General features: G+C 58.8%; 26 protein-coding genes and 2 pseudogenes. 8 read left to right on the top strand and 20 right to left on the bottom strand.

Annotated elements, in window-relative coordinates; translation table 11 throughout:
• The first annotated feature begins 10 nt into the window (after positions 1–10).
• A complete protein-coding gene (locus DCC25_RS08815; RefSeq protein WP_110101390.1) occupies positions 11–274 on the top strand; it encodes a hypothetical protein in 264 nt (87 codons plus the stop codon).
• Here DCC25_RS08815 and DCC25_RS11230 read toward each other — a convergent pair.
• The 11 genes and pseudogenes from DCC25_RS11230 to DCC25_RS08775 form a co-directional block, all read right to left on the bottom strand.
• Positions 246–617 (bottom strand): hypothetical protein, encoded by a 372-nt coding sequence (locus DCC25_RS11230; protein WP_146206443.1) that lies wholly within the window; start codon positions 615–617, stop codon positions 246–248. The genes DCC25_RS08815 and DCC25_RS11230 overlap by 29 nt on opposite strands.
• 195 nt (positions 618–812) lie before the next feature.
• On the bottom strand, positions 813–1,172 hold the full coding sequence (locus tag DCC25_RS08810) for a GntR family transcriptional regulator (RefSeq protein WP_110098119.1): 360 nt from the start codon (positions 1,170–1,172) through the stop codon (positions 813–815).
• Between the two features lie 8 nt (positions 1,173–1,180).
• Positions 1,181–2,143 (bottom strand): hypothetical protein, encoded by a 963-nt coding sequence (locus DCC25_RS08805; protein WP_146206442.1) that lies wholly within the window; start codon positions 2,141–2,143, stop codon positions 1,181–1,183.
• 299 nt (positions 2,144–2,442) lie between these two features.
• The gene (locus DCC25_RS11665) at positions 2,443–2,691 is read right to left on the bottom strand and encodes an integrase core domain-containing protein (protein ID WP_233488005.1); all 249 of its coding nucleotides are present in this window, start codon (positions 2,689–2,691) and stop codon (positions 2,443–2,445) included.
• A 53-nt stretch (positions 2,692–2,744) separates the two neighbouring features.
• Positions 2,745–3,338 (bottom strand): IS3 family transposase, encoded by a 594-nt coding sequence (locus DCC25_RS11660; RefSeq protein ID WP_233488004.1) that lies wholly within the window; start codon positions 3,336–3,338, stop codon positions 2,745–2,747.
• A 146-nt stretch (positions 3,339–3,484) separates the two neighbouring features.
• A pseudogene (locus tag DCC25_RS11655) lies at positions 3,485–3,709 on the bottom strand (helix-turn-helix domain-containing protein); the annotation flags it as partial.
• Positions 3,710–3,769: 60 nt separating this feature from the next.
• Positions 3,770–4,500 (bottom strand): annotated as a pseudogene (locus DCC25_RS08790) (IS256 family transposase); the annotation flags it as partial.
• 17 nt (positions 4,501–4,517) lie between these two features.
• Positions 4,518–4,757 (bottom strand): hypothetical protein, encoded by a 240-nt coding sequence (locus DCC25_RS11650; RefSeq protein WP_233488003.1) that lies wholly within the window; start codon positions 4,755–4,757, stop codon positions 4,518–4,520.
• A gap of 386 nt (positions 4,758–5,143) precedes the next feature.
• Positions 5,144–5,536 carry a hypothetical protein gene (locus DCC25_RS08785; RefSeq protein ID WP_110101388.1) on the bottom strand — a complete coding sequence of 131 codons (393 nt, stop codon included), beginning with the start codon at positions 5,534–5,536 and terminating at the stop codon, positions 5,144–5,146.
• Positions 5,537–5,583: 47 nt separating this feature from the next.
• Entirely contained in the window at positions 5,584–6,378 is a 795-nt protein-coding gene (locus DCC25_RS08780) for a hypothetical protein (RefSeq protein ID WP_110101387.1), read from the bottom strand.
• The gene (locus tag DCC25_RS08775) at positions 6,375–6,890 is read right to left on the bottom strand and encodes a hypothetical protein (protein ID WP_110101386.1); all 516 of its coding nucleotides are present in this window, start codon (positions 6,888–6,890) and stop codon (positions 6,375–6,377) included. Before DCC25_RS08775 ends, DCC25_RS08780 begins: the two co-directional genes overlap by 4 nt.
• Before the next feature lie 106 nt (positions 6,891–6,996).
• Between DCC25_RS08775 and DCC25_RS11455 the strand changes: the two genes are divergently transcribed.
• Both DCC25_RS11455 and DCC25_RS08765 read left to right on the top strand, forming a co-directional pair.
• Positions 6,997–7,710 (top strand): hypothetical protein, encoded by a 714-nt coding sequence (locus tag DCC25_RS11455; protein ID WP_199445907.1) that lies wholly within the window; start codon positions 6,997–6,999, stop codon positions 7,708–7,710.
• Positions 7,610–9,166, top strand: a complete 1,557-nt coding sequence (locus DCC25_RS08765) for an FtsK/SpoIIIE domain-containing protein (RefSeq protein ID WP_110101385.1) — start codon at positions 7,610–7,612, stop codon at positions 9,164–9,166. The genes DCC25_RS11455 and DCC25_RS08765 overlap by 101 nt, the downstream gene beginning before the upstream one ends.
• 18 nt (positions 9,167–9,184) lie before the next feature.
• On the opposite strand, the gene trpS is transcribed toward DCC25_RS08765, so the two are convergent.
• The 4 genes from trpS to DCC25_RS08745 all read right to left on the bottom strand — a co-directional run bounded on the left by trpS (position 9,185) and on the right by DCC25_RS08745 (position 13,596).
• Positions 9,185–10,255 carry a tryptophan--tRNA ligase gene (trpS, locus tag DCC25_RS08760; protein ID WP_370443922.1) on the bottom strand — a complete coding sequence of 357 codons (1,071 nt, stop codon included), beginning with the start codon at positions 10,253–10,255 and terminating at the stop codon, positions 9,185–9,187.
• Positions 10,256–10,422: 167 nt separating this feature from the next.
• Positions 10,423–11,346, bottom strand: coding sequence for an exodeoxyribonuclease III (locus DCC25_RS08755; RefSeq protein WP_110101384.1), 924 nt, complete (start codon positions 11,344–11,346; stop codon positions 10,423–10,425).
• Between the two features lie 35 nt (positions 11,347–11,381).
• The gene (locus DCC25_RS08750; RefSeq protein WP_199445906.1) at positions 11,382–11,978 is read right to left on the bottom strand and encodes a hypothetical protein; all 597 of its coding nucleotides are present in this window, start codon (positions 11,976–11,978) and stop codon (positions 11,382–11,384) included.
• A 37-nt stretch (positions 11,979–12,015) separates the two neighbouring features.
• Positions 12,016–13,596, bottom strand: coding sequence for an MDR family MFS transporter (locus DCC25_RS08745; RefSeq protein ID WP_334228615.1), 1,581 nt, complete (start codon positions 13,594–13,596; stop codon positions 12,016–12,018).
• A gap of 121 nt (positions 13,597–13,717) precedes the next feature.
• On the opposite strand from DCC25_RS08745, the gene DCC25_RS08740 reads away from it, so the two are divergent.
• Positions 13,718–14,179 (top strand): MarR family winged helix-turn-helix transcriptional regulator, encoded by a 462-nt coding sequence (locus DCC25_RS08740; RefSeq protein ID WP_110101383.1) that lies wholly within the window; start codon positions 13,718–13,720, stop codon positions 14,177–14,179.
• Here DCC25_RS08740 and DCC25_RS08735 read toward each other — a convergent pair.
• Positions 14,176–15,063, bottom strand: coding sequence for a bifunctional methylenetetrahydrofolate dehydrogenase/methenyltetrahydrofolate cyclohydrolase (locus DCC25_RS08735; protein ID WP_110101382.1), 888 nt, complete (start codon positions 15,061–15,063; stop codon positions 14,176–14,178). The two genes, DCC25_RS08740 and DCC25_RS08735, sit on opposite strands and share 4 nt — an antisense overlap.
• Positions 15,064–15,090: 27 nt before the next feature.
• Complete coding sequence (gene glyA / locus DCC25_RS08730; protein ID WP_110101381.1) at positions 15,091–16,371, bottom strand: serine hydroxymethyltransferase; 1,281 nt, start codon at positions 16,369–16,371, stop codon at positions 15,091–15,093.
• 400 nt (positions 16,372–16,771) lie between these two features.
• On the opposite strand from glyA, the gene DCC25_RS08725 reads away from it, so the two are divergent.
• Positions 16,772–17,320 carry a Fur family transcriptional regulator gene (locus tag DCC25_RS08725; RefSeq protein WP_110101380.1) on the top strand — a complete coding sequence of 183 codons (549 nt, stop codon included), beginning with the start codon at positions 16,772–16,774 and terminating at the stop codon, positions 17,318–17,320.
• Positions 17,321–17,365: 45 nt separating this feature from the next.
• Positions 17,366–18,823 (top strand): catalase, encoded by a 1,458-nt coding sequence (locus DCC25_RS08720; RefSeq protein WP_110101379.1) that lies wholly within the window; start codon positions 17,366–17,368, stop codon positions 18,821–18,823.
• Between the two features lie 125 nt (positions 18,824–18,948).
• Here DCC25_RS08720 and DCC25_RS08715 read toward each other — a convergent pair whose 3' ends face one another.
• Positions 18,949–21,750 (bottom strand): fibronectin type III domain-containing protein, encoded by a 2,802-nt coding sequence (locus DCC25_RS08715; protein ID WP_158524766.1) that lies wholly within the window; start codon positions 21,748–21,750, stop codon positions 18,949–18,951.
• 243 nt (positions 21,751–21,993) lie between these two features.
• Between DCC25_RS08715 and DCC25_RS08710 the strand changes: the two genes are divergently transcribed.
• Both DCC25_RS08710 and DCC25_RS08705 read left to right on the top strand, forming a co-directional pair.
• On the top strand, positions 21,994–22,872 hold the full coding sequence (locus DCC25_RS08710) for a formyltetrahydrofolate deformylase (protein WP_110099390.1): 879 nt from the start codon (positions 21,994–21,996) through the stop codon (positions 22,870–22,872).
• 44 nt (positions 22,873–22,916) lie between these two features.
• Positions 22,917–23,456, top strand: coding sequence for a gamma carbonic anhydrase family protein (locus DCC25_RS08705; RefSeq protein ID WP_110099391.1), 540 nt, complete (start codon positions 22,917–22,919; stop codon positions 23,454–23,456).
• Here the strand turns inward: DCC25_RS08705 and DCC25_RS08700 are convergent.
• Both DCC25_RS08700 and DCC25_RS08695 read right to left on the bottom strand, forming a co-directional pair.
• The gene (locus DCC25_RS08700; RefSeq protein ID WP_110099392.1) at positions 23,453–24,709 is read right to left on the bottom strand and encodes an ABC transporter ATP-binding protein; all 1,257 of its coding nucleotides are present in this window, start codon (positions 24,707–24,709) and stop codon (positions 23,453–23,455) included. The genes DCC25_RS08705 and DCC25_RS08700 overlap by 4 nt on opposite strands.
• 66 nt (positions 24,710–24,775) lie before the next feature.
• The gene (locus DCC25_RS08695; RefSeq protein WP_110099443.1) at positions 24,776–25,639 is read right to left on the bottom strand and encodes a carbohydrate ABC transporter permease; all 864 of its coding nucleotides are present in this window, start codon (positions 25,637–25,639) and stop codon (positions 24,776–24,778) included.
• Positions 25,640–25,642 lie beyond the last annotated feature (3 nt).

The raw sequence follows: 25,642 nt of genomic DNA, 5'->3' as shown, positions 1-25,642 counted from the left end.
TACTTCATCGGTGGATCGAGGCTTAAGTCTGGTCCAGGTCGATCAGCGCAAAGACGAACGCCTGGCTGCGAGTCTGAGCGACTTCACCATGATCGCTTCTGAGCAGATTTCCTACACCGCATCGGTCAGCCGCGATCAGGCCCGGGCACTGGTGGAGATGGGACCCAGCGCCCACCACATCAGCACCGAGGATCTCGTCTCAGGTCTAGACCGTCTGCCCAAGGATCTCGTCGTGACCGTCTCAGTCAACCTCGGCCTCTACTGCCAGACCTGAGCTGCTGGACCGCTGGGGCGGGTGCGCCGAACATCTCGCGTCCTGTGTTGATCAGTCGGATGACCTCAGCTTCTTTCAGCCCTCCGACACCAGGTACATAGATATAGCGGTGATGCCTATTCCATACTGGGCCCATCGGCGGGGAAATACGTGGACGAAGCTCCGGTGCCAGCGGGTGGTTCACGTGATAGACACCAGAGGGCGTCAGCACCATCACGATCAGGATGTAGAACATCACCCGCAAGGCATTCGACCAAGCTGCCGGCTTTCCTCGCAGTCTCACGCTTCGAGCGGCGCGCAAGGTACTGAGTGCCTGGTCGAAGGTCATGGGCATAAAAGCCACGCTATCGCTTTCTGTCCCGGACGCTAAAGCCAGAGGCATGAGGTCATGTAAGGTCCGCACTCGGCGGAACCACCTGCACCACGGTCTGCACTGCGACCAGCGGGATGCTGCTCCCAGCCGGCCACCGCCGCCTCAACAATCGGTGACCCTCTCCGCCCGGCGGCGTCGTCGGTCACGCGCGGCTTTCACCACAGATCAGTCCGCAGGTCGAAAGCGCTCCCGCACCAGAGCAATAAGGGTCTCTTCACTCAAGCCCAGCTGATTCACCGTGTCCCGGAGCGTATCGATCTGGGTGGTCAGCTCCGCTGTGGACTGCGGTACGTCCGCAACGATCGCTCCGCGACCCCGCCGCATATCCAGCAGGCCCTCTTCGCGCAGATCCTGGTATGCCTTCAGCACGGTATGCAGGTTAACCGTCAGGGAGGAGGCAACCTCCCGGGCAGAGGGTAGACGATCCCCCGGGGCGAGCCTCCCCTGGGCGATATCTGCCCGGATGGAAGTGGCAATCTGCTCATACAGCGGCACTGGTGAGGAGGTGTCAACCCGCAGAAACATCGCGGCGCCTAGTGTGTCGAGGCTGGGGATTCGCGCTGGAGCAGGGATGCCAGGACATCGGCAGCCTCATCCGCGTCATCGACGGTGACCACCAGTGCGGGCTTGTCGCGACGCTCCACACGCAGCGAGTTACCATCCTGAAGAATGATGCCTCGCGCGCCCGGAGCCATGCGCAGGCCCCATCCGCCGAACTCTGAAAACCCGCTTGTCTCACCGGAGCTGACCGAGGTGATCTCGCTCAGGCCCACATGGACCGACGGCCAGCCCAACGGCACCGAACGGAGCCTGAGCCCTTGGGCGTCGATCTGCATACTGAAACGAGTTGCCGTGAGGACTGCGAAGAGAACGACAATAACGGCCACGCCCATCAGCAGAATGATCCACAGCGGCGATTCGGGAGCTATCACCGCCGTAGTGACTACAACCATGCCTGCACTGAGGTACAGCACCCATCGGATAGAACTGGCCATCTGGATCCGGCGAACCCACATCACACTTTCAGTCTCTCCGAGCCCCAGCGAAGCGGCTTTCTCGGTCAACGGCTGCCGCGGCGGGCTTGCGGGAATCAGGAAGACCAGAGCGGCCGAAAGCACGACGGCACCCAATAGGGCGATTGCGGTTATCCCACCCACCGCACCGGCCTCCCGAGCATCGTCCAAGCCACGTTGGATCGCTAGACCTCCGGTCAGCGCGGATGTGACCAGCAGCGATGTCCCGAGACTGACTCCAGCCATCAAGCGGGCCATGAACGTGGAGGCCCTGCCGGCCCGCACACTGGGAAGTACCAGCACGCTGATGAGCACCGGAAGCAACAGGCCAAAGCCCAGGATGGAAGCTGCCATCACCCAGAGTTCGGCAAAGGAGTCCGCTCCCCCGGCACTCCAATGGATCGCCACCGGAGCTGGGAGCTCCGGTCGCCAGAGCGCCAGGAGCAGCAGGCCAACCCCTACAACCGCTGTGGGGAGAACCATGCTGATCACCACAAAGCTGACTGTCTGACGCTTCGCTTCGACCCGTCCCTGCCTATTCACCGCAAACCTCCCGTGAGAACTAATTGTTATAGCTCAAATATAACAGTTGATCAGCTCTGCTGTCTTTGACTGTTCTCACTCTCTTCGGGTAACTCGGTGATGGAGCACTAACCCTCATCGTCTACTTGTCCAGGTCAGGTTCATCGCCTAATCTGGCGGGACCGACCAGCACTGGTGGCTACGGTTCCGTCGGCGTGACAACGCGTCGAGTCTGGTTCAAGCGCCACGGTTGTCCCGCGTCAAGTTTTTGGCAGGATTTCTTCTCTTTCAAAGGTGGGGACGGTGGGGTCGGCTAGTCCCAGGTGCACCTCCTTAGGTCGGTTGAACGCGATGGCCTCGTGGGGCCGGATGGTGTTGTACTCGTCTCGGTAGCCCTCAGCACGTGCGATCAGCTCCAGGGCATCGGGGATCTCATCGAGGAACAGACGCTCGTACTTCAGGGTCCCGAACCCGCGTTCGCGGGACCCGTTTTGTCCTGGGGACTTCACTCGGGTGCGCACGTGCCGCAGTTCGGGGTGGCTGGTGATGAACAGCTCGAAGTTCAGCGACCGGAACGGTCCGCCGTTATCGGTCCAATGGTCACTGCTGGCAGCAGCTCACCGGTGTCCTCGTCAACGGGACAGGCGTCAATGAGCGGGTGGCCGAACATGGTCTTGTAATCCTCCAGCGCGAGCTCGACCGCAGCGATCGCATCATGCTGGTTCGCAGTCGGTGAGGTGTGGAACCGGTGCTCGAGCTTGGAATACCAGTCCCTGCACCCAGCGATCCGCCAGGTACCACCGGAGGTGGTCTCGAACTCGCTAAAGTCCAACTGCCAGACCTGATTCGGACCCGTCGGGGTCACCGCGAAGGCCGCCTTGCGCTCCTTCGCGAGTTCCCGGCGCTGCTTCTGGTACTCAGCCGGCAGGATCAGTCCCTCATCGCGCAGAGTACGCAGCACTGTGGCCTGCGAGACCCGGTGCCCGTCATGACGGGTCATTGCCCAGATCTTCCGGTGTCCCCACGCCGGATGCGCCAAGGCGTGAGAGATGATTGCCTCACCGGTCGACTCCCGCACCGGGCGCGGCCACGGACCCTTCGGTGGCTGGGTCTGCTTCGCTTTGGCCTGCCAGCGGCGATAGGACTGTTCGGGCACACCGGTGAGTTTGCAGAACCTCCAGGATCGGCATGCCCGCCTCGGTGCGGATCACCTCGAGGTCTCACGATGAGGCCCAATCGGCCCTCAGCAGACTTCTTCCACACTCGGATCTCGACCGCAGCCTCCCCGAGAGCCTGTGTCAGATCCTCGACCTCAGCCTCGAGTTGAGATTCCCTTGTCGAGGGACCGGATCTGCCAGCTGCCAAGCCTGTCTTCCCGGCCTCGAGGAAGTCTGACTTCCACCGGCCGATCGACTGCTCACTGATCTTCTCACGCCGAGCAGCTTCTGCGATCGTCACTTCACCGGCCAGGACGCTGAGCACGATCCTGGTCTTCTTCTCCACTGGAATCTGTGGTGGCTTTCCCATGTCAAACACTCCATTCAGGACTCAACTAACAGCCCTGCCATAAAGTATGACGCGCGACACCAGTTCCGAGGCTTCGAAGGCATCGAGTGCGGCGCAAGCGGCGTCCTGATTCGGTGCGGTGTAGACCTGCCGCAGTGCGCTGGATACAGGTTTTAAGGTCCTGGTAGGACACCCACCTGTTGGCAGCCCGGATCAGGTGCACGATGCAGGTTTGTACCATCGAGTTCGGCCAGGTCGCTTCCACAGCTTCGGGCAGGCCTTTGAGCCCGTCGCAGCAGACGATGAACACGTCATTGACACCACGGTTCGCCAGGTCCGCGCACACAGATGCCCAGAATGCGGCACCCTCGTTATCGGCAATCCATAGTCCCAGGATGTGTTTGGTCCCGTCGATGTCGATGCCAACAGCCATGTAGCAGGCTTTATTGACCACACGGTGGCCGTCGCGGATTGTGACCCGCAGCGCGTCTAAGGAAAATGATCGGGTAGAACTCGTCGAGCTGACGGTTTTGCCACACCATCACCTCATCGAGGACCGCATCGGTGATGGTACTGATGGTATCCGGGCTGATGTCCACCGCCAGGGTGGTAGACAGGTGGTGCTGGATATCGCGTACCGTCATGCCGCCGGCGTAGAGCGAGACGATCATCTCATCGAGCTCTGTCAGTCGGCGTGCCCCTTTAGGCACCATGACCGGGTGAAACGTTCCCGCCCTATCCCGAGGCACTATGATGTCCACCGTGCCGTAGCCCGAGCTGACGGTCTTCGTATACGACCCGTTGCGGTGATTGCCACCGTTTCAGGGGCTTACCTGGGCTTTCGCCACGCGATCTGAGTGTCCGTACCCCAAAAGGGGGCGTCCATCTCCGCCTGCAGACCCGCATTGATCGACGCCTGCAGAAGGCCTTTGACCAGGTCGCTGGCATCGTCGACGGAGGTCGACAGCTCGCCGATCAGTTCGGCGATTTCCGGGTTTTCCATCAGCTTCGCGCTGATCTCATTGACCCTGCTCGGGTCATGGCCTTTCTTCGGTGACACAGTAGTCATTATCAGTGAAACTCCTTCTGGATCAGAGCCTCACACACAAAACTCCTGACACCCTCGAAGTGGCACTCCCACAGCACCAATCAAACCGATCACAGCCATGACCAGGGAGCCAATAGTCAGAGCCGTACCGACAAAGTCCGTGACTAAACCGCCCCAATATCCCGAGATTTCGTGCAACATCAATACGGCAATAGCCATGAAACGGGGAACAGTACGGGATGACCCCACAGGTTAGGAATTTCACGGTGGTCCCTATACCAATCGGTGTTCTCTTGCAACCGCACAAAGAACATGAAATAGATAAACACCGCGGTCGAAACAACGAACAGCCCGATCCAGAGTAAAATCTCCATGAGAAACGACCTTCCTTCCCAGTACTGCCTAGGCTATTCGCCTTCTTTTCGCCTCCGACGACGCGCCTTCCTTTCAGCACGATCTTTCTTACGTCGCTCAACCACCCAGCGGGGAGCGAAAGGCCACGGTAAGGGGATACCGAGCAACCCCAATAGCCCAATCAGACCCATGAGGATGGCAATTATTGCGACAACCCGCAACAGATTGAAGACGACAACACCGCCCCAATACCCCGACAGTTCGTACAGCCCAAACAATGCACCGAAAATCCCCGCCGGAGTCCAGTAGGGCATAATCCAAAGATTCCCCGGCGCGCGCCAATCGTCATACCATTCCGCGTTCTCTTGAAACCGAACATGGAACATATAGAAAATGAATACCGCCGTGGTAACGACGAGGATACCTATCCAGAGAAGAATCTCCACCAGCTCACGCCCCTTTTATGACACCGTCACTGGACCAATCCGCAGGCCTACCACGTAGAAATCATTCGCTGTCTCGGCAGCTGATAAGAAGCCATCATGAACAACATCCAGGCGTCGACCGGCTCCAAATAGTGCGCTTTTCCAAAAAATTTCCCAGGTTGCAAAAAGAAGGACAGATAACCGTGTGGAGTCGACATCCAAGCAGTCGCAATCGGCGTTGGTCCCTGCTCAGTAGGCGATTCAGAGACAACAACAACCTGCTGATAGAAACCTCGACGAATATCGTCAGCCATGTCAGGTGATACTTGGGCGACCAGCTCTGAGGCTTGTCGTTGGGCTAGTTGTTGGGCTAGTTGCTGTTGTCGTCCAGCATCTGGACCGACTACCAGACTTTCCCATGTCTTGGCTGGGATCTTGACAGCATCTACCGACACGAAGTTCGTATCGGCAATAGCCACCAGTCCCATCAAATCAATCAACACGGTATACCGGCTTGAGAGTGGATGAGATCGCAATAAGAAGGTAGGAGCATCAGACCCTGACTGAACCTGGATGGTTTCAGCAGTCACGCACGCGTCTCTCCCCAGCCACAAAAACCTATTGTCTTCAATTCCGACACCATTTGTGGAAGAAATTGTGACGTTGTAGCGCTGTGTCTGAAGCGTATTCCAGATCTCTTCCGTGCCCTGAGCGACGTGCTGGCTACTAAAGACAACCCGCTCGTTCACATCGAAAATTTCAGATCCATCGTGAGGCACTCCCTGATCCAGCAGGGTCATGAAAGTCTCAGCGCTGAGTTCTACACCGGAGCCTTCCCGGCCGGTGTTTCGTTGCTCAATCATGATGCCAACTCCTTCCACAACAGTCCATGCCCCATGTCTAAAATCAGTTGAGCGCGCTCTCCGAGCATCTCTGTCGGGTAGGTGATGGTGAGGTCAACTTGGACGTTATTTTGTACTACCACCCACTGAAACATCGTCAGAGGAAGGTCATCGGGGTTTTTATAGGACGCTACACGAAGCAACCCGGGAAGACCTTGCACTCCAATGGTGTCTGCATCCAGATGCAGTAGCCGATAATCCGCTAAGGCTTCGGGATATGAAGCTTCAACAGGTTCTTGGGCGCGTGCTAAACCTTCCAACGATTCGGTGCCAGGCTCAGCTACTCGCTGGATGACAACGATATTGGGACGAAACTGCTGGTTCCAGATCTCATCGGAAAGGTAGATGAAGACCCCGCGATCAGCTCCGGAGAGGTCCTCTTCCCACCCGCGAGGTGCAAAAACCTCAAAGACCATCTCCGGATGGGTATAGGTTGTGTTGTCCGTTGACCCTGCCTTACCTGAGTTAGGCATTCCATCTCCTTACAACTTACCGCTACTCCCGAGCTCCCTGGATAGCGCCGGAACTTGAACGCCTCAACAACGTCAGTTAAATAATGCGCTGACGCCGTCGTTGATCTTGTCGCCGAGCCAGCCACCAGCCTTAGATCCTGCAATACCGCCGACAATACCGCCTGCGACACCGCCAACCACAGTACTACTGAGCTCCCAGCGCCTGGAAGGCGGGAAGATCCGCGGACTGGATACCTATTTGTCCTACCGGCTGGGCTTGCGAACCCTCTCGGAGGCCGAATCCCGCACGGTGTTGGAGACCCCCGATGCCTTCCACCTGCCGCCGCTACCCGGCTACGGTTATCTCAAGGTCGATACCACCGTCTATACCCGGTTCCGGGCCGGTTTCGTGTCCGGACCGATGGCAGCCGAAACCACGGACGACTCGGTTCCGGTCACCGACCACCCCGGTGCGATCCCCGAGTTCTACTACGCCAGTGAGCTGCTCAACGATATTGCCCGGGTCCGGGCCGAGGAGCTGGAGGCCGAGCACCAGCACGAACTGGCCGAAGCCGAGGGAGACGAAGGCTGTGGCGAACAAGAGCTGGTCCCCGGTGGCGGGCTAGAACCTGAAACCCAGGGCCCCACGGTGTTGGGCACCGCGGTGGAGCTCATGCGCTCCAAACCGCGGGTCACCGACCCGATCTGGCTGGCCCCGCTACCGGATTCGGTGAGTTTGGATGTCGCGGTGGCCTCCACCGGGCGCACCGAGGCCCCCGGGGTCTCCACTGCCGCCCTGGCCGAGACCCCCCACTGCGGGGCGTGGCACCCACCGTCATGATTCCTCGGCGCCGGGACCGCTGACCGCGACCCTGGGTCTGCTCGATGATCCGGCCCACCAGTGGCAGGGGCCCTGGCAGCTGGACTTGACCCGCGCGGGCGGGCACGTGGTGATCCTGGGCGGACCCTCCTCGGGTAAGTCCACCGCGTTGAAAACCCTGGCCCTATCGCTGTCCGATAACTACGACCCCCGCCAGGTCAGCATCTTCGGCTTGGACCTGAAGGGCACCGGTCTGCTGGGCATCTCGGAGCTACCGCACGTGGCCGGGGTCGCTGGGCGCACCCGGCGCGAACGGCTACGCCGTACGGTCGAAGAGGTGGCCGATCTACTCACTGAACGCGAGCAGATTTTTGAAGAGCGCGAAATCGACTCGCTGGCCACCATGCGTCAGCTCTTCGATGACGGGCAACTGCCCAATATTGATGTCCGCGATGTGGTGTTGATCGTTGATGGCTGGGGTGGGCTGCTCGAGGAGTTCGATGAACTCCAGGACGCGGTCTACTCCATCCTGACCCGCGGTGGCGGATTCGGTATCCACGTGATCGCCACCGCGACCCGCTGGAATGAAATCCGGCTAGCCCAGCAGTCCTTCTTCGGGACCCGGTTGGAACTGAAACTCTCCGATCCGGCCACCCTGGGTCAGGGGCTGTCGGTCACGATTACTCAAATCACCCAGAAGAACCCGGTCTCCTCACCGCATACGGTCCGGTTGCTACCGCACCTGATCCGCCAGGATGAGCTCGTCGCACCCACCACGCCGGGCACCCTGCGCTTGGGCATGATGGAGCGGGATTCCTCAACTCGGTATCTGGATCTCACCGGGTCTAGCCCGCACCTGTTGATGATGGGCGATAACGATTCCGGCAAGACCTCCACGCTGATCGCGCTGGCCCAGGAGCTGATGTCCCAGTACACCAGTGAGGAACTCGTCTTCGCGGTCTGCGACCCGCGCCGGGAATTGCACGAGGTAATCCCGGAGCCCTATATGGGCGGTTATGCCACCTCGGCATCACTGGCCACCCAGCTTTCGGAGGCGGTGGTCAAGGAGCTGACCAACCGGGTCCCGCAGGATCCCACGCTCGGGGCCTTCCAGCCCTCGAGTGAGAACCAGATCGTATTGCTGGTTGATGACTACGATGTGCTGGCAGCCGGCGGGGTTTCTCCGCTGACACCGTTTGTGCCTTTCGTGCCCATGGGCGTGGATATCAACTTCCACGTGCTGATGGCGCGCCGAATCCGGGGTGCCTCCCGGGCGATGTTCGAGCCGTTTATCACCAGTGTGCGCGAGACCGGTGCCACCACGATCATGCTGGATGGGGATCCGGATGAGGGCCGGCTGATCGGTCGCAACAGGCCGCGGAAATTCCCGGTCGGGCGCGGGATGATCATCGGTGATGATCTGCAACCGCGCACCATTCAGTTGGCAGCCCCCTCCGATATCGCCCAGCGCGGTTAGCCGGGACTCACTACCCGGTTAGCCGCGCGGAGGCAGGAACCCGACCTTGGCGTACACCTCGGCCAGCACCGGGGTAGCAATCTCGCGCGCTTTCTCGGCACCGGCGTCCAGAATGCGGTCTAGTTCGGCGGGGTCATCCAGTAACTCCAGCGCTCGGGTGCGCACCGGCTGCAACCGGGTAGTGACTGCCTCGGCGAGATCGACCTTCAGGTGCCCGTACATCTTGCCCTGGTACTCGGCGACGATCTCATCGATCTCGCGGTCGGTGATCGCAGCGAAGATCGACAGCAAGTTGGATACCCCGGGTTTCGTTTCCGGGTCGAAGCGGATCTCGGTCTGCGCATCGGTCACCGCTGACTTAATGCGCTTGGCGATCACCTTGGGCTGGTCGAGAATGTTGATCAACCCATTCGGTGACTCTGCGGACTTCGACATTTTCTTTGTCGGTTGTTGCAGATCGTAGATGCGGGCCCCGGTTTCGGGGTAGAAGCCGTTGGGGACCACAAAGGTCTCCCCGTAGCGGGAGTTGAACCGTTGCGCCAGGTTACGGGTCAGTTCAATGTGCTGGCGCTGGTCGTCACCAACTGGGACTCCCTGTGGCTGATATAGCAAAATGTCGGCGGCCATCAGCATCGGGTAGGCCAGAAGCCCCACCCCGGCGTGCTCGGTACCTTCCTTGGCGGACTTGTCCTTGAACTGGGTCATCCGAGTGGCTTCACCGAACCCGGTCATGCATTCCAGCACCCAGGCCAGCTGGGCGTGCTCAGGCACTTGGGACTGGACAAAGAGGATGGAGCGTTCCGGGTCGATTCCCCCGGCAATGTACTGAGCAGCAGCAACCCGTGTGCGTTGCCGGAGGTTTTCCGGATCCTGGGGAACGGTGATGGCGTGTAGATCAGGGATGAAAAACAGCGTTTGGAAATCCTGCTGAGTCTTCACCCAGTTCACCAACGCCCCCAAGTAGTTCCCCAGGTGCAAGGAATCCGCCGAGGGCTGCATGCCTGACAGCACCCGGTGCTCGGTGCCAGAGGCCCCAACCAGGTGGGCGGTCTTGGACAGATCAGTGGCGAGCACGTCGGCCGGGCCCAGCGGTCCCGATCCGATCTCGGTCGGTGCTGCGGGGGTCGAGGAAGTGCTGGATGCATCACTCACGGGAATCTTGGCCTTTCTGAGCTCGTGGCGCGTCGAGAAGAAGAACAGGGGAAAACAGGACAATCAGGACTACAGCATCAACATCACCGACACCAGGGAGAGTCTTAGAACTGGTAGTCCACCACCAGCGGCGAGTGGTCGGAGAACCGGGTGTCATAACTGGGGGCTCGATCCACCACGGCAGTGATGGCTTTGTCGGCCAGATCGGGTGTGGCGATCTGGTAGTCGATCCGCCACCCCGCGTCGTTATCGAAGGCCTTGCCCCGGTAGGACCACCAGGTATAGGGGCCGGGGATATCTCCGGCCAGGCTACGCCCCACGTCAACCCAGTTCAGCTGGTCCGGGTCAAAGAACCGGTCGAAATAGGCACGTTCTTCGGGCAAAAATCCAGAGTTCTTCACGTTGCCTTTCCAGTTCTTGATATCGAGTTCGGTGTGTCCGACGTTGAGGTCACCGGTGACCACAGCCAAGCGATGCTCGGTAGCCAATTCGGGCATGCGGACCAACATTTGGTCGAGGAACCGGTATTTATCATCTTGTTTCGGGGTGTCGACTTCACCGGAGTGCACATAGGCGGACACCACGGTGACCGGTTGACCTGACGGAAGCGTGAGATCGACTTCCACCCAGCGCCCAGCGTTGTCGAAGTAGCTATCCCCAATGCCGGTGCGGGTCTGGTCAAACTCCCAACGGGAGGCGACGGCCACCCCGGCACGGCCCTTAGCTTCTGCCTCAGCGTCGTGAATGTGGGTCACATCCCATTCGTCGCCGGTGATCTCGCCGAGCAACTCGCGCAGGATCTCTCCGTTGGCCCGGACTTCTTGCAACGCGAGAATGTCTACTCCGCGCCCATCGAACCAGGACTTCATCTCTCGCCGGTAGGCGGCACGAATGCCGTTGACGTTGACCGTAGCCACCCGTACTGCATCTTGGGGTTTGGGGGCCCCAGCATGGGCGTGGCGAACGCTGGCTGTGCCCCAGGCGGGTGCGGTGGTCTCTGGGCTTGGGGTCTGCGGCGAATCAGTCACCCCACTAGCCTACCGCGTGAAGCCAGCAGCCCGGATTAGTTAATGACGGTCCCGGAGACCGCTCCCCCGCCGGAGTCTTGATCGTCATCGGAACGGCGGTGGCGATCCGGGCGGATCATGTCCCGGGCATTGGCAGCGGTCATTTCAATGGTGTCGAGGGCGCGGTCGATCATCTCCGAATCGGCGTCTTGGCCTTTGGCCAGTTCCTGAGAGATCACCCTCTTTTGGACCTCAACGATCTTGAATGAGTGGTCCAGTTTGGTATCACGCATCGGATCGGTTGCCGGCTCATCCACCACGGTGGTTCCCCCACCGCTAGCAGAACCAGGGTTGGCCTGAGCAGCCAAATTGGCGTTCAGGGTGGTGGCCTGCCGGCTAATGGCTCGGGCGCCTTTGCGTACCCAGAACATCGCGATAATAGCCAGGATCAACCAGGCACCGCTGATGATGACCACCAGCCACCCGATCACGTCATTCTGGTTGGCCGCGAACACGATGGCCACCAGCAACACGATAATCATGACCGTCAACGACAGCCGAGAAACCGTCAGAGTGGTACGGCGGGATTGTTGTTGCTGGGATGAATCCAAGGACTGCATGCTATTTAGTATCGCTGAACCATCGCGTGCCACGCCAATTGGGTCTGCAATGTTGCCACCGGGCCGGACTCTACCCACCGGTGCGGTGAATCACCTCAGCAGGTTGATCGTGGTCAACACTGGTGGCCAACGGCGTCTTGCGCACGAACAGTAAAGCGATAAAGGCCACAGCCACTAGTGGGGTGAGAAACAGATAAATCGGCAACAGCGCGTCGTTATACGAGACCACAATTGCATCTTGCAGGTGTGCGGGTAGCTGGTGGACTGCTTCCGGGGTCAAGGAGTTCGCGTCGCCGTCAATACCGGCGACCTCCCCAGAAAGAAGTTCCGGGAGTCGGTCCTGCAATGCTGCCGTGAGTCGTTGAACGAACAGTGACCCGACGACGGAGGATCCGGTGGTGGCACCAATTTGTCGGAAGAAGTTGGTGGAGGCGGTGGCGGTTCCGACCATGGAATGCGGGAAGGCGTTTTGCACAATCAGGGTGAGAATTTGAAGCGACATGCCCAGCCCGATACCGAAGATCGCCAGGGTGGTGCACAGCCACCACAGCGGTGAGTCCACACGCAACTCGGACATCAGCACGAGCCCAAGGATGATCACGATAGTTCCGACCAGTGGGAAGATCTTATAGCGTCCGGTGCGTGAGACCAGCATACCGGTCACAATGGAACTGGCCAGGAAGAAGCCCATGAGCGGGACCATCAGCAGTCCGGCCTGGGTGGCGTTGACGCCGGTGACCATCTGAATATACGTGGGGAAATACCCCAGGGCGCCGAACATGGCAATCCCGACCATCAGCGAGGCCAGGGAGGACAAGACGAAATTCGGTTCCTTAAACAGCGACAGCGGGATCACCGGTTCAGTGGCCTTGGCTTCGATCCAGATAAATGCGACGGCAAGTACTACCACCGCACCGATCAGCCCCAGGATGGTCGGTGAGTTCCAGGCGTATTGGTGTCCACCCCAGGTGATCACCAGCACCAGACAGGTGGTGGCGGTGGCCATCACGGTCATGCCCAAATAATCCAGTTTCACGTAACGGGCGTGTTCGTGGCGGGGCAGGCGCATAAAGAAGGCCACAGCAAGGACCGCTACCAGTCCCAGCGGCGGGTTGATCCAGAAAGCCCAACGCCAGCCGGGACCTTCGGTAAACCAACCGCCCAGCAAGGGGCCTACTACCGAGGACAGGGCAAAAACTGCCCCCATCAGTCCCATGTATTTACCGCGTTGTCGGGCTGGGACCACATCTGCGATGGCTGCTTGGGAGAGAATAATCAATCCGCCACCGCCGATACCTTGGACCGTGCGGGAAACGATCAGCCACTCAATACTTTGCGCTAATCCACCGACCAGGGAACCGGCCACAAACAACCCAATCGCAAAGAACAGCAGGGGTTTTCGGCCAAAAATATCGGAGATCTGCCCAAAGATGGGCATGGCAATAGTGGTGGCAAGAATGTAGCTGGTGATCACCCAGGTCATCTGGTCAACGCCACCGAGTTCACCGACGATGGTGGGTAGAGCGGTGGAGAGAACCGTCTGGTTCATCGAAGCCAACAGCATGGTAATCATCAGGCCGATAAAGACCATGATGACCGAAGTCGTCCCGGAATCCTCGGCCGATCTGTGCTGGCTACTGGCAGTACTCACCCAAACTCCTGAACAGGAAACCTCACCGTCAGTTCGATTTCGAACTCTCTTCCGCTCAGGCTACTGTAACACCAGCTAATTCGAATTCAAACTCACCGCGGAAAGCTCGTAGGATAGCCTCATGATGGCCGCTCATGATCTGTCCGATGACCAGGTGCAGACCTACACCGCGTTGATGACCGCGGCCGCCTATTTGAGGCGTCAGACAGAACGCCTCATGCAGGAGAACCACGAGCTCACGCGGGTACAGTTTCATATTCTGGATCGGCTCAATCGCCACCCGGAGGGCTTGCGTATGCATACCCTGGCTGATTATTTGGCGCATTCGCGCTCGGGGATGACCTACCAGGTCTCTCAACTAGAGAAGTGTGGAATGGTGCAACGGGCAAGCAACGCAAATAACGAGCGGGCAGTGGTGGCCCAAATTACCGAGCTCGGGGCGCAGGTGTATACCAGTGTGCTAGCTGATCATCGTTCCACGGTGAAAAAGCACTTCCTGGATGTGCTCACGGAGGACGAACAGCGTACTATTCGACAGGCTATGTCGAAGGTGTTAGATACCTTCGACGGTCCCCGTGATTAGCCGGCGTTGGCCATGGCTCGTTCGGCAGCTTCCACCACGTTGGAGACTAACTCAACCCGGGTCATGGGTCCCACGCCACCGGGATTGGGCGCCATCCACGAGGCTTTTTCTGCCACAGCAGGGTCAATGTCTCCGGTAATTTTGGCCTTGCCATCCTCACCGACGGCGCGCGTGACGCCCACATCCAGCACGATCACACCGTCTTTGACTTTGTCGGCGGTGACCATATGCGGGGATCCCGCAGCTGCAATGATCACATCGGCTTGGCCAAGTAGCTCATCGAGATTGGTGGTGCCGGTATGAGCGAGGGTCACCGTGGCGTTGACATCTTTACGAGTCAGTACCAGGCCCGCGGGGCGACCGATGGTCACCCCGCGACCAATCACCACAACGTGCTTACCGGCTAGATCAATGCCGTAGTGCTTGAGCAAATCCACGCACCCTTTAGGCGTACATGGCAGAGGAGAATTCAGCTCCGCTGAGGCCGAGGCAACCAGTGCCCCCAGGTTCATGGGGTGCAATCCGTCGGCATCTTTACTCGGATCAATCGCCTCCAGCACAGCTTGGGTGTCAATGTGCGCAGGCAAGGGCAATTGCACAATGTACCCGGTACAGTTGGGGTCCTGATTGAGTTCTTCCACCACAGCCAACACCTGATCCTGGGTGGCATCTGCAGGCAGTTGCTTCTGAATGGAGTTAATGCCCACCTCAGCGCAGTCACGGTGCTTACCAGCCACATAGGATTGTGACGCCGGATCATTGCCGACCAGCACAGTCGCAAGCCCCGGTGTCCTGCCCCGCTCACGCAGAGTTGCCACGCGGTTTTTCAGGTCTTCTTTGATGGCTGCCGCTGTAGCTCGGCCATCAAGTTTCTGAGCCGTCATGAAATGAAGTCTCCTCCGGCAGCGTCGTTACCAGTTTTCCAATCCCGAGTACAGCGGAAAGTTCTCGGTCAGCTTGACCACGCGAGCACGTAGCTGCTCTTCATCGGCACCAGGTTTCAGGGCGGTTGCGATGATATCGGCAACTTCTTCGAACTCGGTAGCGCCGAATCCGCGGGTAGCCAGTGCAGGAGTCCCAATGCGCAGGCCGGAGGTGACCCGCGGCGGACGCGGATCCCACGGCACAGCGTTGCGGTTGACAGTAATGCCGGCGCGGTGCAACAAGTCCTCCGCCTGCTGACCGTCCATGGCCGAGTTGCGCAGGTCCACCAGCACCAGGTGGACGTCGGTACCACCGGTGAGCACAGAAACACCGTGCTCAGCCACATCTGAGGCGCTGAGACGTTCGGCCAGAATGTTAGCGCCTTCCAGTGTGCGCTTCTGGCGCTCGGCGAATTCTTCCGTACCAGCGATCTTAAAGGCCACAGCCTTACCGGCAATAGCGTGCATCAACGGACCACCCTGCTGACCCGGGAAGACCGAGGAGTTGATCTTCTTGGCCAAATCCGCGGTGGAGAGAATGAAGCCAGAACGGGGGCCGGCCAGGGTCTTGTGCACGGTGGAGGTGACCACATCAGCGTAGGGCACCGGGTTGGGGTGCAAACCGGCGGCAACCAAACCGGCAAAGTGTGCCATATCGACCCACAGTTTGGCGTCAACCTCGTCGGCGATCGACCGGAAGGCTTCGAAGTCCAGTTGACGCGGATAAGCCGACCAGCCGGCGACGATCACGGCGGGGCGTTCGGCCTTGGCCTGATCACGCACCTGATCCATATCGATGCGGTAGGTATCTGGGTCTACTTCGTAGGCGACCACGCGGTGGTTGCGTCCAGAGAAATTGATCTTCATCCCGTGGGTCAGGTGACCACCATGAGCCAATGATAGGCCCTGCATGGTGTCACCGTGGTCCATCAGTGCCTGCATGACGGCCACGTTGGCTTGAGCTCCAGAGTGGGGCTGAACATTGGCGTGTTCGGCAGAAAACAAGCTCTTGGCCCGATCAATCGCCAGGTTCTCAGCGACATCGACGAATTCACAGCCACCGTAGTAGCGCTTCCCCGGATAACCCTCGGCGTACTTATTGGTCAGTACCGAACCCTGAGTTTCCAGGATGGACCGCGGAACAAAGTTCTCCGAAGCGATCATTTCGAGGGTGTTACGCTGCCGGCCTAACTCATCGTTAATGGCGGTAGCAATTTCAGGGTCGAGCTCTGCTAGAGGTTGGGTGTTGAGCGAATTCTGCTCTGTCATCGTGATCCTTCACAATCGTGGGCCGTCAGCCACCGGCAAGGTGGTCTCACGGGTGCGCGACTCGTTGCGCACGTTCGTTTCAGGAGTGCGGAACCCTGGTGAACGGCTCCATCACCCGCTCTATCTCAGCGCAGTAGCGGTGACACAGTGCAACGTACCTGACGAAAAAAACGCCTGGCAGATCACACCTCGCACAGCTAGTGCTGGTCGCTTTCCGCTGGTGTGGCCACCTACGCAGTGTGCAACCGCTTCTATCCTAGCTGGCTTCGCACCCCAGCTACGCTGTCGATGACATCAGTTTCAGGGGTCACTCCAACCCATGAGAAACGGTTATTTTGAATCATTCATGCTTAGGTGCACCTCACTTTTCTGAGTCATTCAAAATTGGGAGACTAGAAACATGAACGCAGAGCATGGACACCGACCTCATGATGCTCCGGGGACGCTTCAAGCCCCGGTGTCGCATGACTGGCGTCCTGAACTTCGCGAGGCCGGGCTTCGAGTCACCAAACAGCGCCTTGCGGTGTTGGAAGCTCTTGAGGCCACACCCCATCAAACGGCCGACAACGTCTTAGACATGGTCCGACGCACTCTGCCAGGTATCACGGTCCAATCGATTTACACCGTGATCCACTCGTTGGTTCATGTTGGCCTGCTCCGTAAGCTGGAATTGCCAAATTCCCCCGCCCGTTACGAACCCGAACTCAACGACAACCATCACCACGTGGTCTGCACGGAGTGCGGTCGCATCGATGATGTCAGTTGCGCGGTCGGCCATGCCCCATGTATGCACCCGGAGGGCTACCACGGGATGAAGATCACCGTGGCCCACGTGGTCTACCACGGGATCTGCACTGAGTGCGCAGCTCAACAGGCCGAACCTGAAGTTCTCGACCCAGCGTCTGCGGTTGCATCACGGTCACAGAACAACGAAACCGCACCCGAATGATTTCCTGCCCCTACTATCCACCCCACTATTTCAAGGAGTATTGACATGGCTGATTCCAAGAACGTCAATCCCGGTGGTTCCACCACCCAGGCAGGTATTCCTGCCGTGAGTGACCGGAACTCGCTGACCGTTGGCCCCGATGGTCCGATTGTCCTGCACGACCACCACCTGGTCGAGACTCTGGCACACTTCAACCGGATGAACGTTCCCGAGCGTCGCCCGCACGCTAAGGGTTCCGGCGCTTTCGGTAAGTTCACCGTCACCGAAGATGTCTCGAAGTACACCAAGGCCAAGGTCTTTCAGCCCGGTGCTGAAACCGAAATGCTGGCCCGTTTTTCCACCGTTGCCGGTGAGCTGGGTTCTCCCGACACCTGGCGTGACGTTCGTGGCTTCGCGCTGAAGTTCTATACCGAAGACGGTAACTTCGACCTGGTTGGTAACAACACTCCGATCTTCTTCGTGCGCGACCCCATGAAGTTCCCGCACTTCATTCGTTCCCAGAAGCGTCTGCCGGACAGCGGCCTGCGTGATAAAACCATGCAGTGGGACTTCTGGACTCAGAATCCCGAGTCCGCACACCAGGTCACCTACCTGATGGGACCGCGTGGTTTGCCGAAGTCGTGGCGCAACATGAACGGCTACGGCTCCCACACCTACCTGTGGTATAACGAAGCCGGCGAGAAGTTCTGGGTGAAGTACCACTTCATCTCCCAGCAGGGCGTGGAGTACCTGTCCAACGAAGAGGCCCAGCAATTGGCCGGTCAGGACGCTGAGTTCCACCGTCGCGACCTGATGGAAGCCATCGACGAAGGTAACTTCCCGAAGTGGGACCTCTACGTTCAGGTCATGCCCTATGAAGACGCCAAAACCTACCGCGTGAACCCCTTCGACCTGACCAAGGTGTGGTCGAAGAAGGACTACCCCCGCATCAAGGTTGGTGTGATGGAGCTGAACCGTAACCCGGAGAACTTCTTCGCACAGATCGAGCAGGCTGCCTTCTCCCCGGCGAACATGGTTCCCGGTATGGGAATGTCACCCGACAAGATGTTGCTGGGCCGTAACTTCGCTTACGCTGACGCACAGCGCTACCGCATCGGTACCAATTTCCAACAGCTACCGGTTAACAAGCCGATCGTTCCGGTCCACACCTACAACTTCGAGGGAAATATGTGGTACGAGCACACCGGTGCCCGCTCCTACTACGTGCCGAACTCCTTCGAGGATTCTTACTCCGATGAAGAAGGCGTTGTGCCTAGCTCGTGGGAGGCCGATGGCGAGCTGGTTCGTCAGGCCTACACCTTGCGTGAGGACGACGATGACTTTAGTCAGCCCGGTGCCATGGTGCGCGAGGTCTTCAGCCAGCAGGAGCGCGACGACCTGGTAGACACCGTCTCCGGTGATCTCAGCCAGGTCATTGAGCCGGTGGTCTCCAACGCCATCGAGTACTGGAAGAACATTGACCAGACAGTCGGCGAAGCCATCGAGAAGAAGGTTCGTGGCTAGTCTCGGTCGATAAGTTTCCACCCCACCTGGAATAACGATAAAGTCCCGGCTCGGGGCCTCCCGTGAGGTTCCCGAACCGGGACTTTTGCTGTCTGGCCTCTGATCGACACGGCCCGAACATCAACCTAGTGTTGGTGAGCGTGTCTGCGTCTCAACAGCCATCCACAGCCCACCAAGGCACCAGCCAACAGAATCATCCCGCGGACGGTTGCACCGGTCTTGGCCAGAGAGGATCCTACCGAGGCCTCGTGCTCATCACTGGCTTCAGCACTACCGCGCGCCTGGTCCACACTTTGGGTGTGATCTGGCGTTGAGGCAGCTGCGATTTCACTGCCGCCCGGCTGCTGGCTCGCAGAAGCCGTCTTCGGGGCGACCACCGTGAATGCAACTCGACCGAGTTCATCGCCAGCTTGACCCGCGGGGAATACGACAAACTCATGGTCACCCACCGCGGCCTGGCCCGGCACCGTAACTTGCACTGTTCCCTGCTCGGTGATCGGTGCACCATCGGCAACGTGAACTGGTTCCGAGTGGAACCACACGTCAACTTGCTGTCCAGCCAGTGACTCCATGCCGCCCACGGTGACAGTGTCTCCAGCAGTCCCCTGTGCTGGATCGACCGTCAGTGTGAGGTGCTGATGGTCGTCGGCACCATCGGTTGCACCGTCGGGAGTACCGTTCTGGCTTGGAGACTCCTCAGTGGCGGTATCGGTTGGGGGTTGTGACGTTGAGGGTTCAGCAACGTCCACACTGGGCGAGGTGGTTGCTGCTGGCGCGCTCTCAGTCGGTTCGTTGGATTCAGCATCGTCGGTTTCGACGTCCTCAGGGGTCTCAGACTCTGACTGAGCCGATTCTGAAACGTCAGGTTCGGATTCCGAAGCAGTTCTGAAGGTGATGTCCGTTGCTTCGCCGGTAAAGCGCTTGTCTTCAACTGAACGCACGTAAATACTGGCCGTGTATTCTCTGTCCGGCGCCAGCCGGCTGAGCGCGTAGTGGGAAGCACCAACTTCTGCATCAACAACCCGGCGTGCGGTCTGACCACTTCGGCCATAGGAGATCATCACCTGAACATCCTCGCGCTCCAGCTCATCCCACCGAATATCAGCTGAGGTGGCGTCAACAGACTCAGCTCGCGGATTCGCTACCTTCGGCAATGCTTCCCGCGGTGCGTTGGTGGTGAACTCAACGAAAGCTGGGTCACCGAGGGCATTGTTCTCGTCGAGATCATCGTAGCGAACACGCACCACGTAGCTGGTCTGCGGTGTCAGGTTGTCCAAGGTCACTGTAAAAGGTCCCCAACCACTCAACGAGGACGCCTCGCGATACGCTGAGTCTGGTTCGTCTGCTTTTTTGATTTCCACCAAGGCGCCCCGAGGCTCCTCCTTACCAAAACTAATGCTGGCACGAACGTCAAAGACACGGTCAACCTGGAGGTTCTCTGGGGCCGACGAACGTTCTTCTATCTGCCCCTCAAACAAGGCCGTACGCTGTTCATCGGTCAGCTCGATCTTGGCCTGATAGATCGCGGTGTCCGGGGTCAGATGCCCCACACCGGTCCAGGCAGCCACCCAATATTCACCAGCCGGGTTCAATTTATCGGCGGGAACTGTCAACGTGGAGCTCTGTTCCTGCCCGTTGGGCGTTTGCATACCGTAACTCAACGCGTCAGAGGTAGCCAGTGGCGTAGCTGAGACCGGCTGATCAAAAATTCCCATCATCATCGCGATCTTCCTGCGCCCGGTTGGTGCCGGCAGATCCTCGAGCGTCAAACCAGGCTGTGAGATCTCCAGCCCCAGGCCATCGATGGCATCAGCGGAGGTGATTCGATGCGTAACACCGTAGTTCTTCGCCTCCGTGGTGAAGGTTCGGGTCTTCCAGTCAGTGAAGTTTCCTCCAGCCACTGAACGAACCCGCACCACGTACTGAGTCTTGGGCTCAAGGCCGGTGATCTTGGCGGACTGGTCCGATTCATCTACCAGATCAGTCCAGTCTTCCTCGCCAGAAGCACGATATTGAGCTTGGTAGCCCGTGGCACCATAGGCTTCCGACCAGGACACCACCGCGCTGGTGTCCGTCACGTCTTTGACCTGCAGGCTGGGTACCGCGAAGAGGGCATCGTCTTCCAGCTCGGATAGCGTGTAGGATACCGAGATAGCCTGCGGTAGCTTCTTCGGGTCCGCAGCACCGCCTGAGCTGTACCAGTAGGCTCCCAACCCGGTCGCTTCCACGAAGTCAATGAACTCTTGGGGGAAACTACCCCAGTTCTGGCCTTCCCGCTTCTGCGGTGTTGCGACGTTGCCCACCGCGACGCCCTGATAATCCGGAGTCACTGAGACACCGTCCTCACTCAGGTCCACGGAGACGTTATGAAACGTTGCAATGTCCACGTCTTCAGCACGTTCTAGAATTTCCCATTTGGAAAAGTCATCAATCGCCGAACCATACCCTGTCATGTCTGCGGTAACGGCCCCGTGACCATCCTTCAAGGTCAGGACCGGGTCATGGATCGTGAAGTACACCATCCCGGAGTAGAACATCACGGTGAAACTACCGTCCCATTCGATGCGACCGGAGTTCGTTTCTGGGTCCACATGGCCGGTCCCGTTCGCAATATTGACACGCGACCCCGGTCTGTAGCGGTTCTTCACAGTATTGACCTCGCCATCAGGCCCGGTGATCGATACATTGCCTTCCTGGCCGCTGAAGTACTGCTCAAATTCTTCATTCGATAATGTCCGCGCACCGCGGGTGGAGCCCTCATTGATGTTCGGGACCTCCCCGGCAATGAGCAGATTGTGACCAAACGGGGCCCGACCAGTCGATTCGTCGTTTACACCCCATTGGAAGGTCGCTCCCTCAACTCTTTGTATCGCAGCCATGGCCGGCTGGGTCACCCCGAGACCGGTCACGACAACAGCAGTTGCCACAGCAACCGCGATCAACCACCTCACCATATTTTTAGGCAAGGTCAGACTCTTGTACATAGATCACTCCAACGTGAGTTAATGAGTTTTACTTAGGTAATCCTTTTCTAGCTATGTCGGAAAGTCAAACGTACGACACCCGCTGGTCAAAGTCTCCTCGGAGCGTAGGATTGACACCGACCGAACCGTTTGCTCGCCACACACACAGTGCTGTGGCGAGTGCATCTGACGATGATAAGGATTTGAATGCCCGCCGATACCGCCGCTGAGCACCGTCTGGTCGTGACCCTGTCATGTGCCAATCAACCCGGAATCGTGCATGCGATCACCGGTTGTTTGCTCAAGTTAGAAGGTGACATCACCGAATCACAGCAATTCGGCTCACCAGACACGGGGACCTTTTTTATGCGGGTGACCTTCACATCCCCCTACAGCCGGGACGAAGCTGACCCGATCTTCGACCAGGTCCGCGAGGATTTTGCTATGGACCTGAATGTCTGGGACGCCAACGGACGGACCAAGACCATCATCATGTGCTCCAAAGACGGCCGAACACTGAACGAGCTACTCTTCCAGCAGCGTGCCGGGACCTTGCCTATTGATGTTCCGGTCATCGTGTCCAATCACCTCGACCTGCAGCCGATGGCATACTTCTACGACATCCCCTTCGTACATATCCCGCTGGTGAAAAACGCCGACGGTACCGACAACAAGGCCGATGCCGAAGCCCGCCTGATGCAACTGGTCAACGAATACAACGTGGAACTGGTGGTGCTAGCACGGTACATGCAGATTCTCTCCGATGAGCTGGTGCAGAAGCTCGAAGGCAAGGCAATCAACATTCACCACTCCTTCTTACCCTCCTTCAAGGGTGCCAAGCCTTATCACCAGGCCCACGCTCGGGGTGTGAAGCTGATTGGTGCCACCGCACACTACGTGACCGCGGACCTGGATGAAGGCCCGATCATTGAACAACGCGTCCACCGGGTTAACCACGGACTCACCGCAGGCGATTTTGTCGACCGCGGTCGCTCTGTGGAGGGGGCCACGTTAGCGCAAGCTGTCCAATGGCACGCTGAACACCGAGTGCTGTTGGATGGACGTCGCACGGTGATTTTCGAGTAGTCCCGCCGGCAGACAACCGCCGGCCCACCCGTTAAGATGGTGTTATGGCACACATTGTGACGATTGCGGGCGCACGCCCGAGAATTGATTCCACCGTTTTCTTGGCCCCAACCGCGACTCTGAGCGGAGATGTAGCGATGGAGGAGAACTCTTCGGCCTTCTACGGCGTCTCCGTCCGTGGAGATACGGCACCGATCCGTGTGGGGCGCAATACCAACCTCCAAGATAACGTCGTCTTGCACGCCGACGCGGGTTTTCCGTGCACCATTGCCGACAACGTTTCGGTAGGACACTCCGCGGTGATCCACGGGGCCACCGTTGAGACCGAATGTTTGATCGGGATGTCAGCGACCGTGATGAATGGTTCGGTGATTGGTGAGCAGTCGTTGATTGCTGCTGGTGCCCTGGTGACTGAGGGCACCGTTATTCCGCCCCGGTCACTTGTCGCTGGTGTTCCGGCCAAGGTGCGCCGGGAGCTGAGCGACGAAGAAGTGGCCCAGCTACAACGCAATTGGGAGATCTACGTGAAGTTGGCCGCCCAACATCAAGACGCTCCCGAAAACCAAAGCCACCTTGACCGTTAGTGCGGTTGCTCAGAGCGGGCAAGCTCCATTTCGCGAGCCCGTTCTTCGGCCTTAAGTCGCGTCAGCTCCCGCCCACGTTCAGCGTCACGTGTCAGGTTTTCCCCGGTTTCCGGGTCGAAGATGTGGATCCGGGAGGAATCGAGCCACAATTTCTTGCTCTGCCCGGGGCGGACCAGCGACTCAGAAGACAGCGTGGCCACGATCTGGGGACGCAGCTCATCAGCATCCAGCTCGCTGGCCAGCTGGTCAAGGTGTCCAGCCACGCGCGGATCTTGTTCGAAAGGAATGTATCCATACTGTTCTGAGCCCAGCCACTCCACGTGGCTGATATCGGCGGAGAACACCGAACCGTTGTCGAGTTTGCGTTCATCAACCAGGCTGGCGTCTTCGAAGAATTCAGGTCGCAGGCCCACCAAGACGATATCGCGACCAGATGCTGCCTGGCGCAGTCGTTCGGTTGCCGGGATATCGGCCACCGGCGAGGACAGCACCGGACCATCCTCTGTATCTTTCAGCGTGGCAGGTAAGAAGTTCATGGACGGGGAACCGATGAATCCGGCTACGAAGAGGTTCAGCGGTTGTTCATAGAGCTCACGGGGCGAGCCCACCTGCTGAAGTTCACCTTTTTTCAACACCGCGACCCGATCGCCCAGGGTCATCGCTTCGGTCTGGTCGTGAGTGACGTAGACCGAAGTCACTCCGAGGCGCCGCTGGAGCTGAGAGATTTCAGCCCGCATCTGACCACGCAACTTCGCATCGAGGTTTGACAGTGGCTCGTCAAACAGGAACGCGTCGGCATCCCGGACGATAGCGCGCCCCATGGCCACGCGCTGACGCTGACCGCCGGAGAGGTTGGCGGGCTTGCGCTCCAAATGTTCGGTAAGCTCCAAAAGTTTAGCGGCCTCCGTGACTTTTTCGGTCACCTCAGCATCGCTGGCTTTAGCCAGACGAAGGGGGAAAGCAATATTCTCGAAGACGCTCAGATGCGGATAGAGCGCATAATTCTGGAACACCATGGCCAGGTTGCGGTCTTTGGGCGCATCTTCATTGACGCGCTGGCCGTCGATGTACAGGTCGCCGGCGGTGATGTCTTCCAATCCCACGATCATGCGCAACAAGGTCGACTTGCCGCAACCGGATGGACCGACAAGGATCACGAATTCTCCGTCCGAGATCTCCAAAGAGACGCCTTTAATGGCGGGGAATCCGTCGTCGTAGTGTTTGACTATCTGGTCCAGAGTAATCGATGCCATGATCCTGCTGGTGTCCTATCTATTGGTTGGATGTTCTGTCATGCTACCGCCGGGGCCGGCGCTGGACTAGCCCTTCACCGCACCGCTGGTCAGGCCCGAGACAATCTGGCGTTGGAAGAGCACCACGATAATAATGATCGGAATGGTGACCACTATCGCTGCGGCGGAGATCGCACCAGTGGGGTCCTCGAACTGGGAGGCGCCCGAGAAGAAGGCGAGCGCCGCCGGTACGGTACGAGCAGATTCGGTCGAGGTCAAGGACATGCCGTAGACGAAATCGTTCCAGGCGATAAAGAACGCGATGATCGCGGTGGTGAACACTCCGGGGGCAGCCAACGGCACGATGACTTTGCGGAAGGCCTGGAATGGGGTGGCGCCATCGACCTGGGCGGCTTTTTCCAGCTCCCAGGGGATCTGCTGAAAGAACGCCGCAAGTGTCCAGATTGAGATCGGGAGCGTCAGCGACAGGTAGGGAATAATCAACCCGAGCCAAGTGTCGTAGAGACCGACGGTCCGCCACATATTGAATAGTGGTGTGACCAAAGAGATCACCGGGAACATCGAGACCATCAGGGACACCCCGAGCACAATCCTTTTGCCGGGAAATTCCAGTCGCGCGATGGCATAGGCGGCGATAGTGGCTAACACGACGGCGATCGCGGTGGCGATCACCGAAATGCCGATGGAGTTCCACAAGGCGGAGAGGAAGAGCTCACGGGAGTCACCCACGATGATTTCTTCGTAGTTGACCAGGGATAAGTTGGTGGGCAGGAAATTGCGGTTGGACAAATCCGCCGGGGTCTTAAAGCTGGTGGCCAAGATCGAGGCGACCGGGAACAGGCACCATAGGGTGACAAATCCAACCAGCACGATCCAACCGACCTTGATCCATAAACCGCGACGTTTGGCTTTCTCCGCGGTGGCCTCCATGGA

It is taken from the genome of Auritidibacter sp. NML120636, from assembly GCF_003185945.1.
GTDB lineage: Bacteria > Actinomycetota > Actinomycetes > Actinomycetales > Micrococcaceae > Auritidibacter > Auritidibacter ignavus.
Note: the sequence above shows the minus strand (reverse complement) of the source record. Positions and strands in the feature narration are given on the sequence as shown.

Coding starts and splice junctions, on each gene's coding strand:
- DCC25_RS08705 (WP_110099391.1), top strand. CDS start 22,917: ATGGCACACATTGTGACGATTGCGGGCGCACGCCCGAGAATTGATTCC.
- DCC25_RS08805 (WP_146206442.1), bottom strand. CDS start 2,143: ATGGTTCTCCCCACAGCGGTTGTAGGGGTTGGCCTGCTGCTCCTGGCG.
- DCC25_RS08720 (WP_110101379.1), top strand. CDS start 17,366: ATGGCTGATTCCAAGAACGTCAATCCCGGTGGTTCCACCACCCAGGCA.
- DCC25_RS08775 (WP_110101386.1), bottom strand. CDS start 6,890: ATGCCTAACTCAGGTAAGGCAGGGTCAACGGACAACACAACCTATACC.
- DCC25_RS08810 (WP_110098119.1), bottom strand. CDS start 1,172: ATGTTTCTGCGGGTTGACACCTCCTCACCAGTGCCGCTGTATGAGCAG.
- DCC25_RS08700 (WP_110099392.1), bottom strand. CDS start 24,709: ATGGCATCGATTACTCTGGACCAGATAGTCAAACACTACGACGACGGA.
- DCC25_RS08765 (WP_110101385.1), top strand. CDS start 7,610: ATGTCGCGGTGGCCTCCACCGGGCGCACCGAGGCCCCCGGGGTCTCCA.
- DCC25_RS08695 (WP_110099443.1), bottom strand. CDS start 25,639: ATGGAGGCCACCGCGGAGAAAGCCAAACGTCGCGGTTTATGGATCAAG.
- DCC25_RS08735 (WP_110101382.1), bottom strand. CDS start 15,063: ATGACGGCTCAGAAACTTGATGGCCGAGCTACAGCGGCAGCCATCAAA.
- DCC25_RS08725 (WP_110101380.1), top strand. CDS start 16,772: ATGAACGCAGAGCATGGACACCGACCTCATGATGCTCCGGGGACGCTT.
- DCC25_RS11650 (WP_233488003.1), bottom strand. CDS start 4,757: ATGACTACTGTGTCACCGAAGAAAGGCCATGACCCGAGCAGGGTCAAT.
- DCC25_RS08780 (WP_110101387.1), bottom strand. CDS start 6,378: ATGATTGAGCAACGAAACACCGGCCGGGAAGGCTCCGGTGTAGAACTC.
- DCC25_RS08740 (WP_110101383.1), top strand. CDS start 13,718: ATGATGGCCGCTCATGATCTGTCCGATGACCAGGTGCAGACCTACACC.
- glyA (WP_110101381.1), bottom strand. CDS start 16,371: ATGACAGAGCAGAATTCGCTCAACACCCAACCTCTAGCAGAGCTCGAC.
- DCC25_RS08710 (WP_110099390.1), top strand. CDS start 21,994: ATGCCCGCCGATACCGCCGCTGAGCACCGTCTGGTCGTGACCCTGTCA.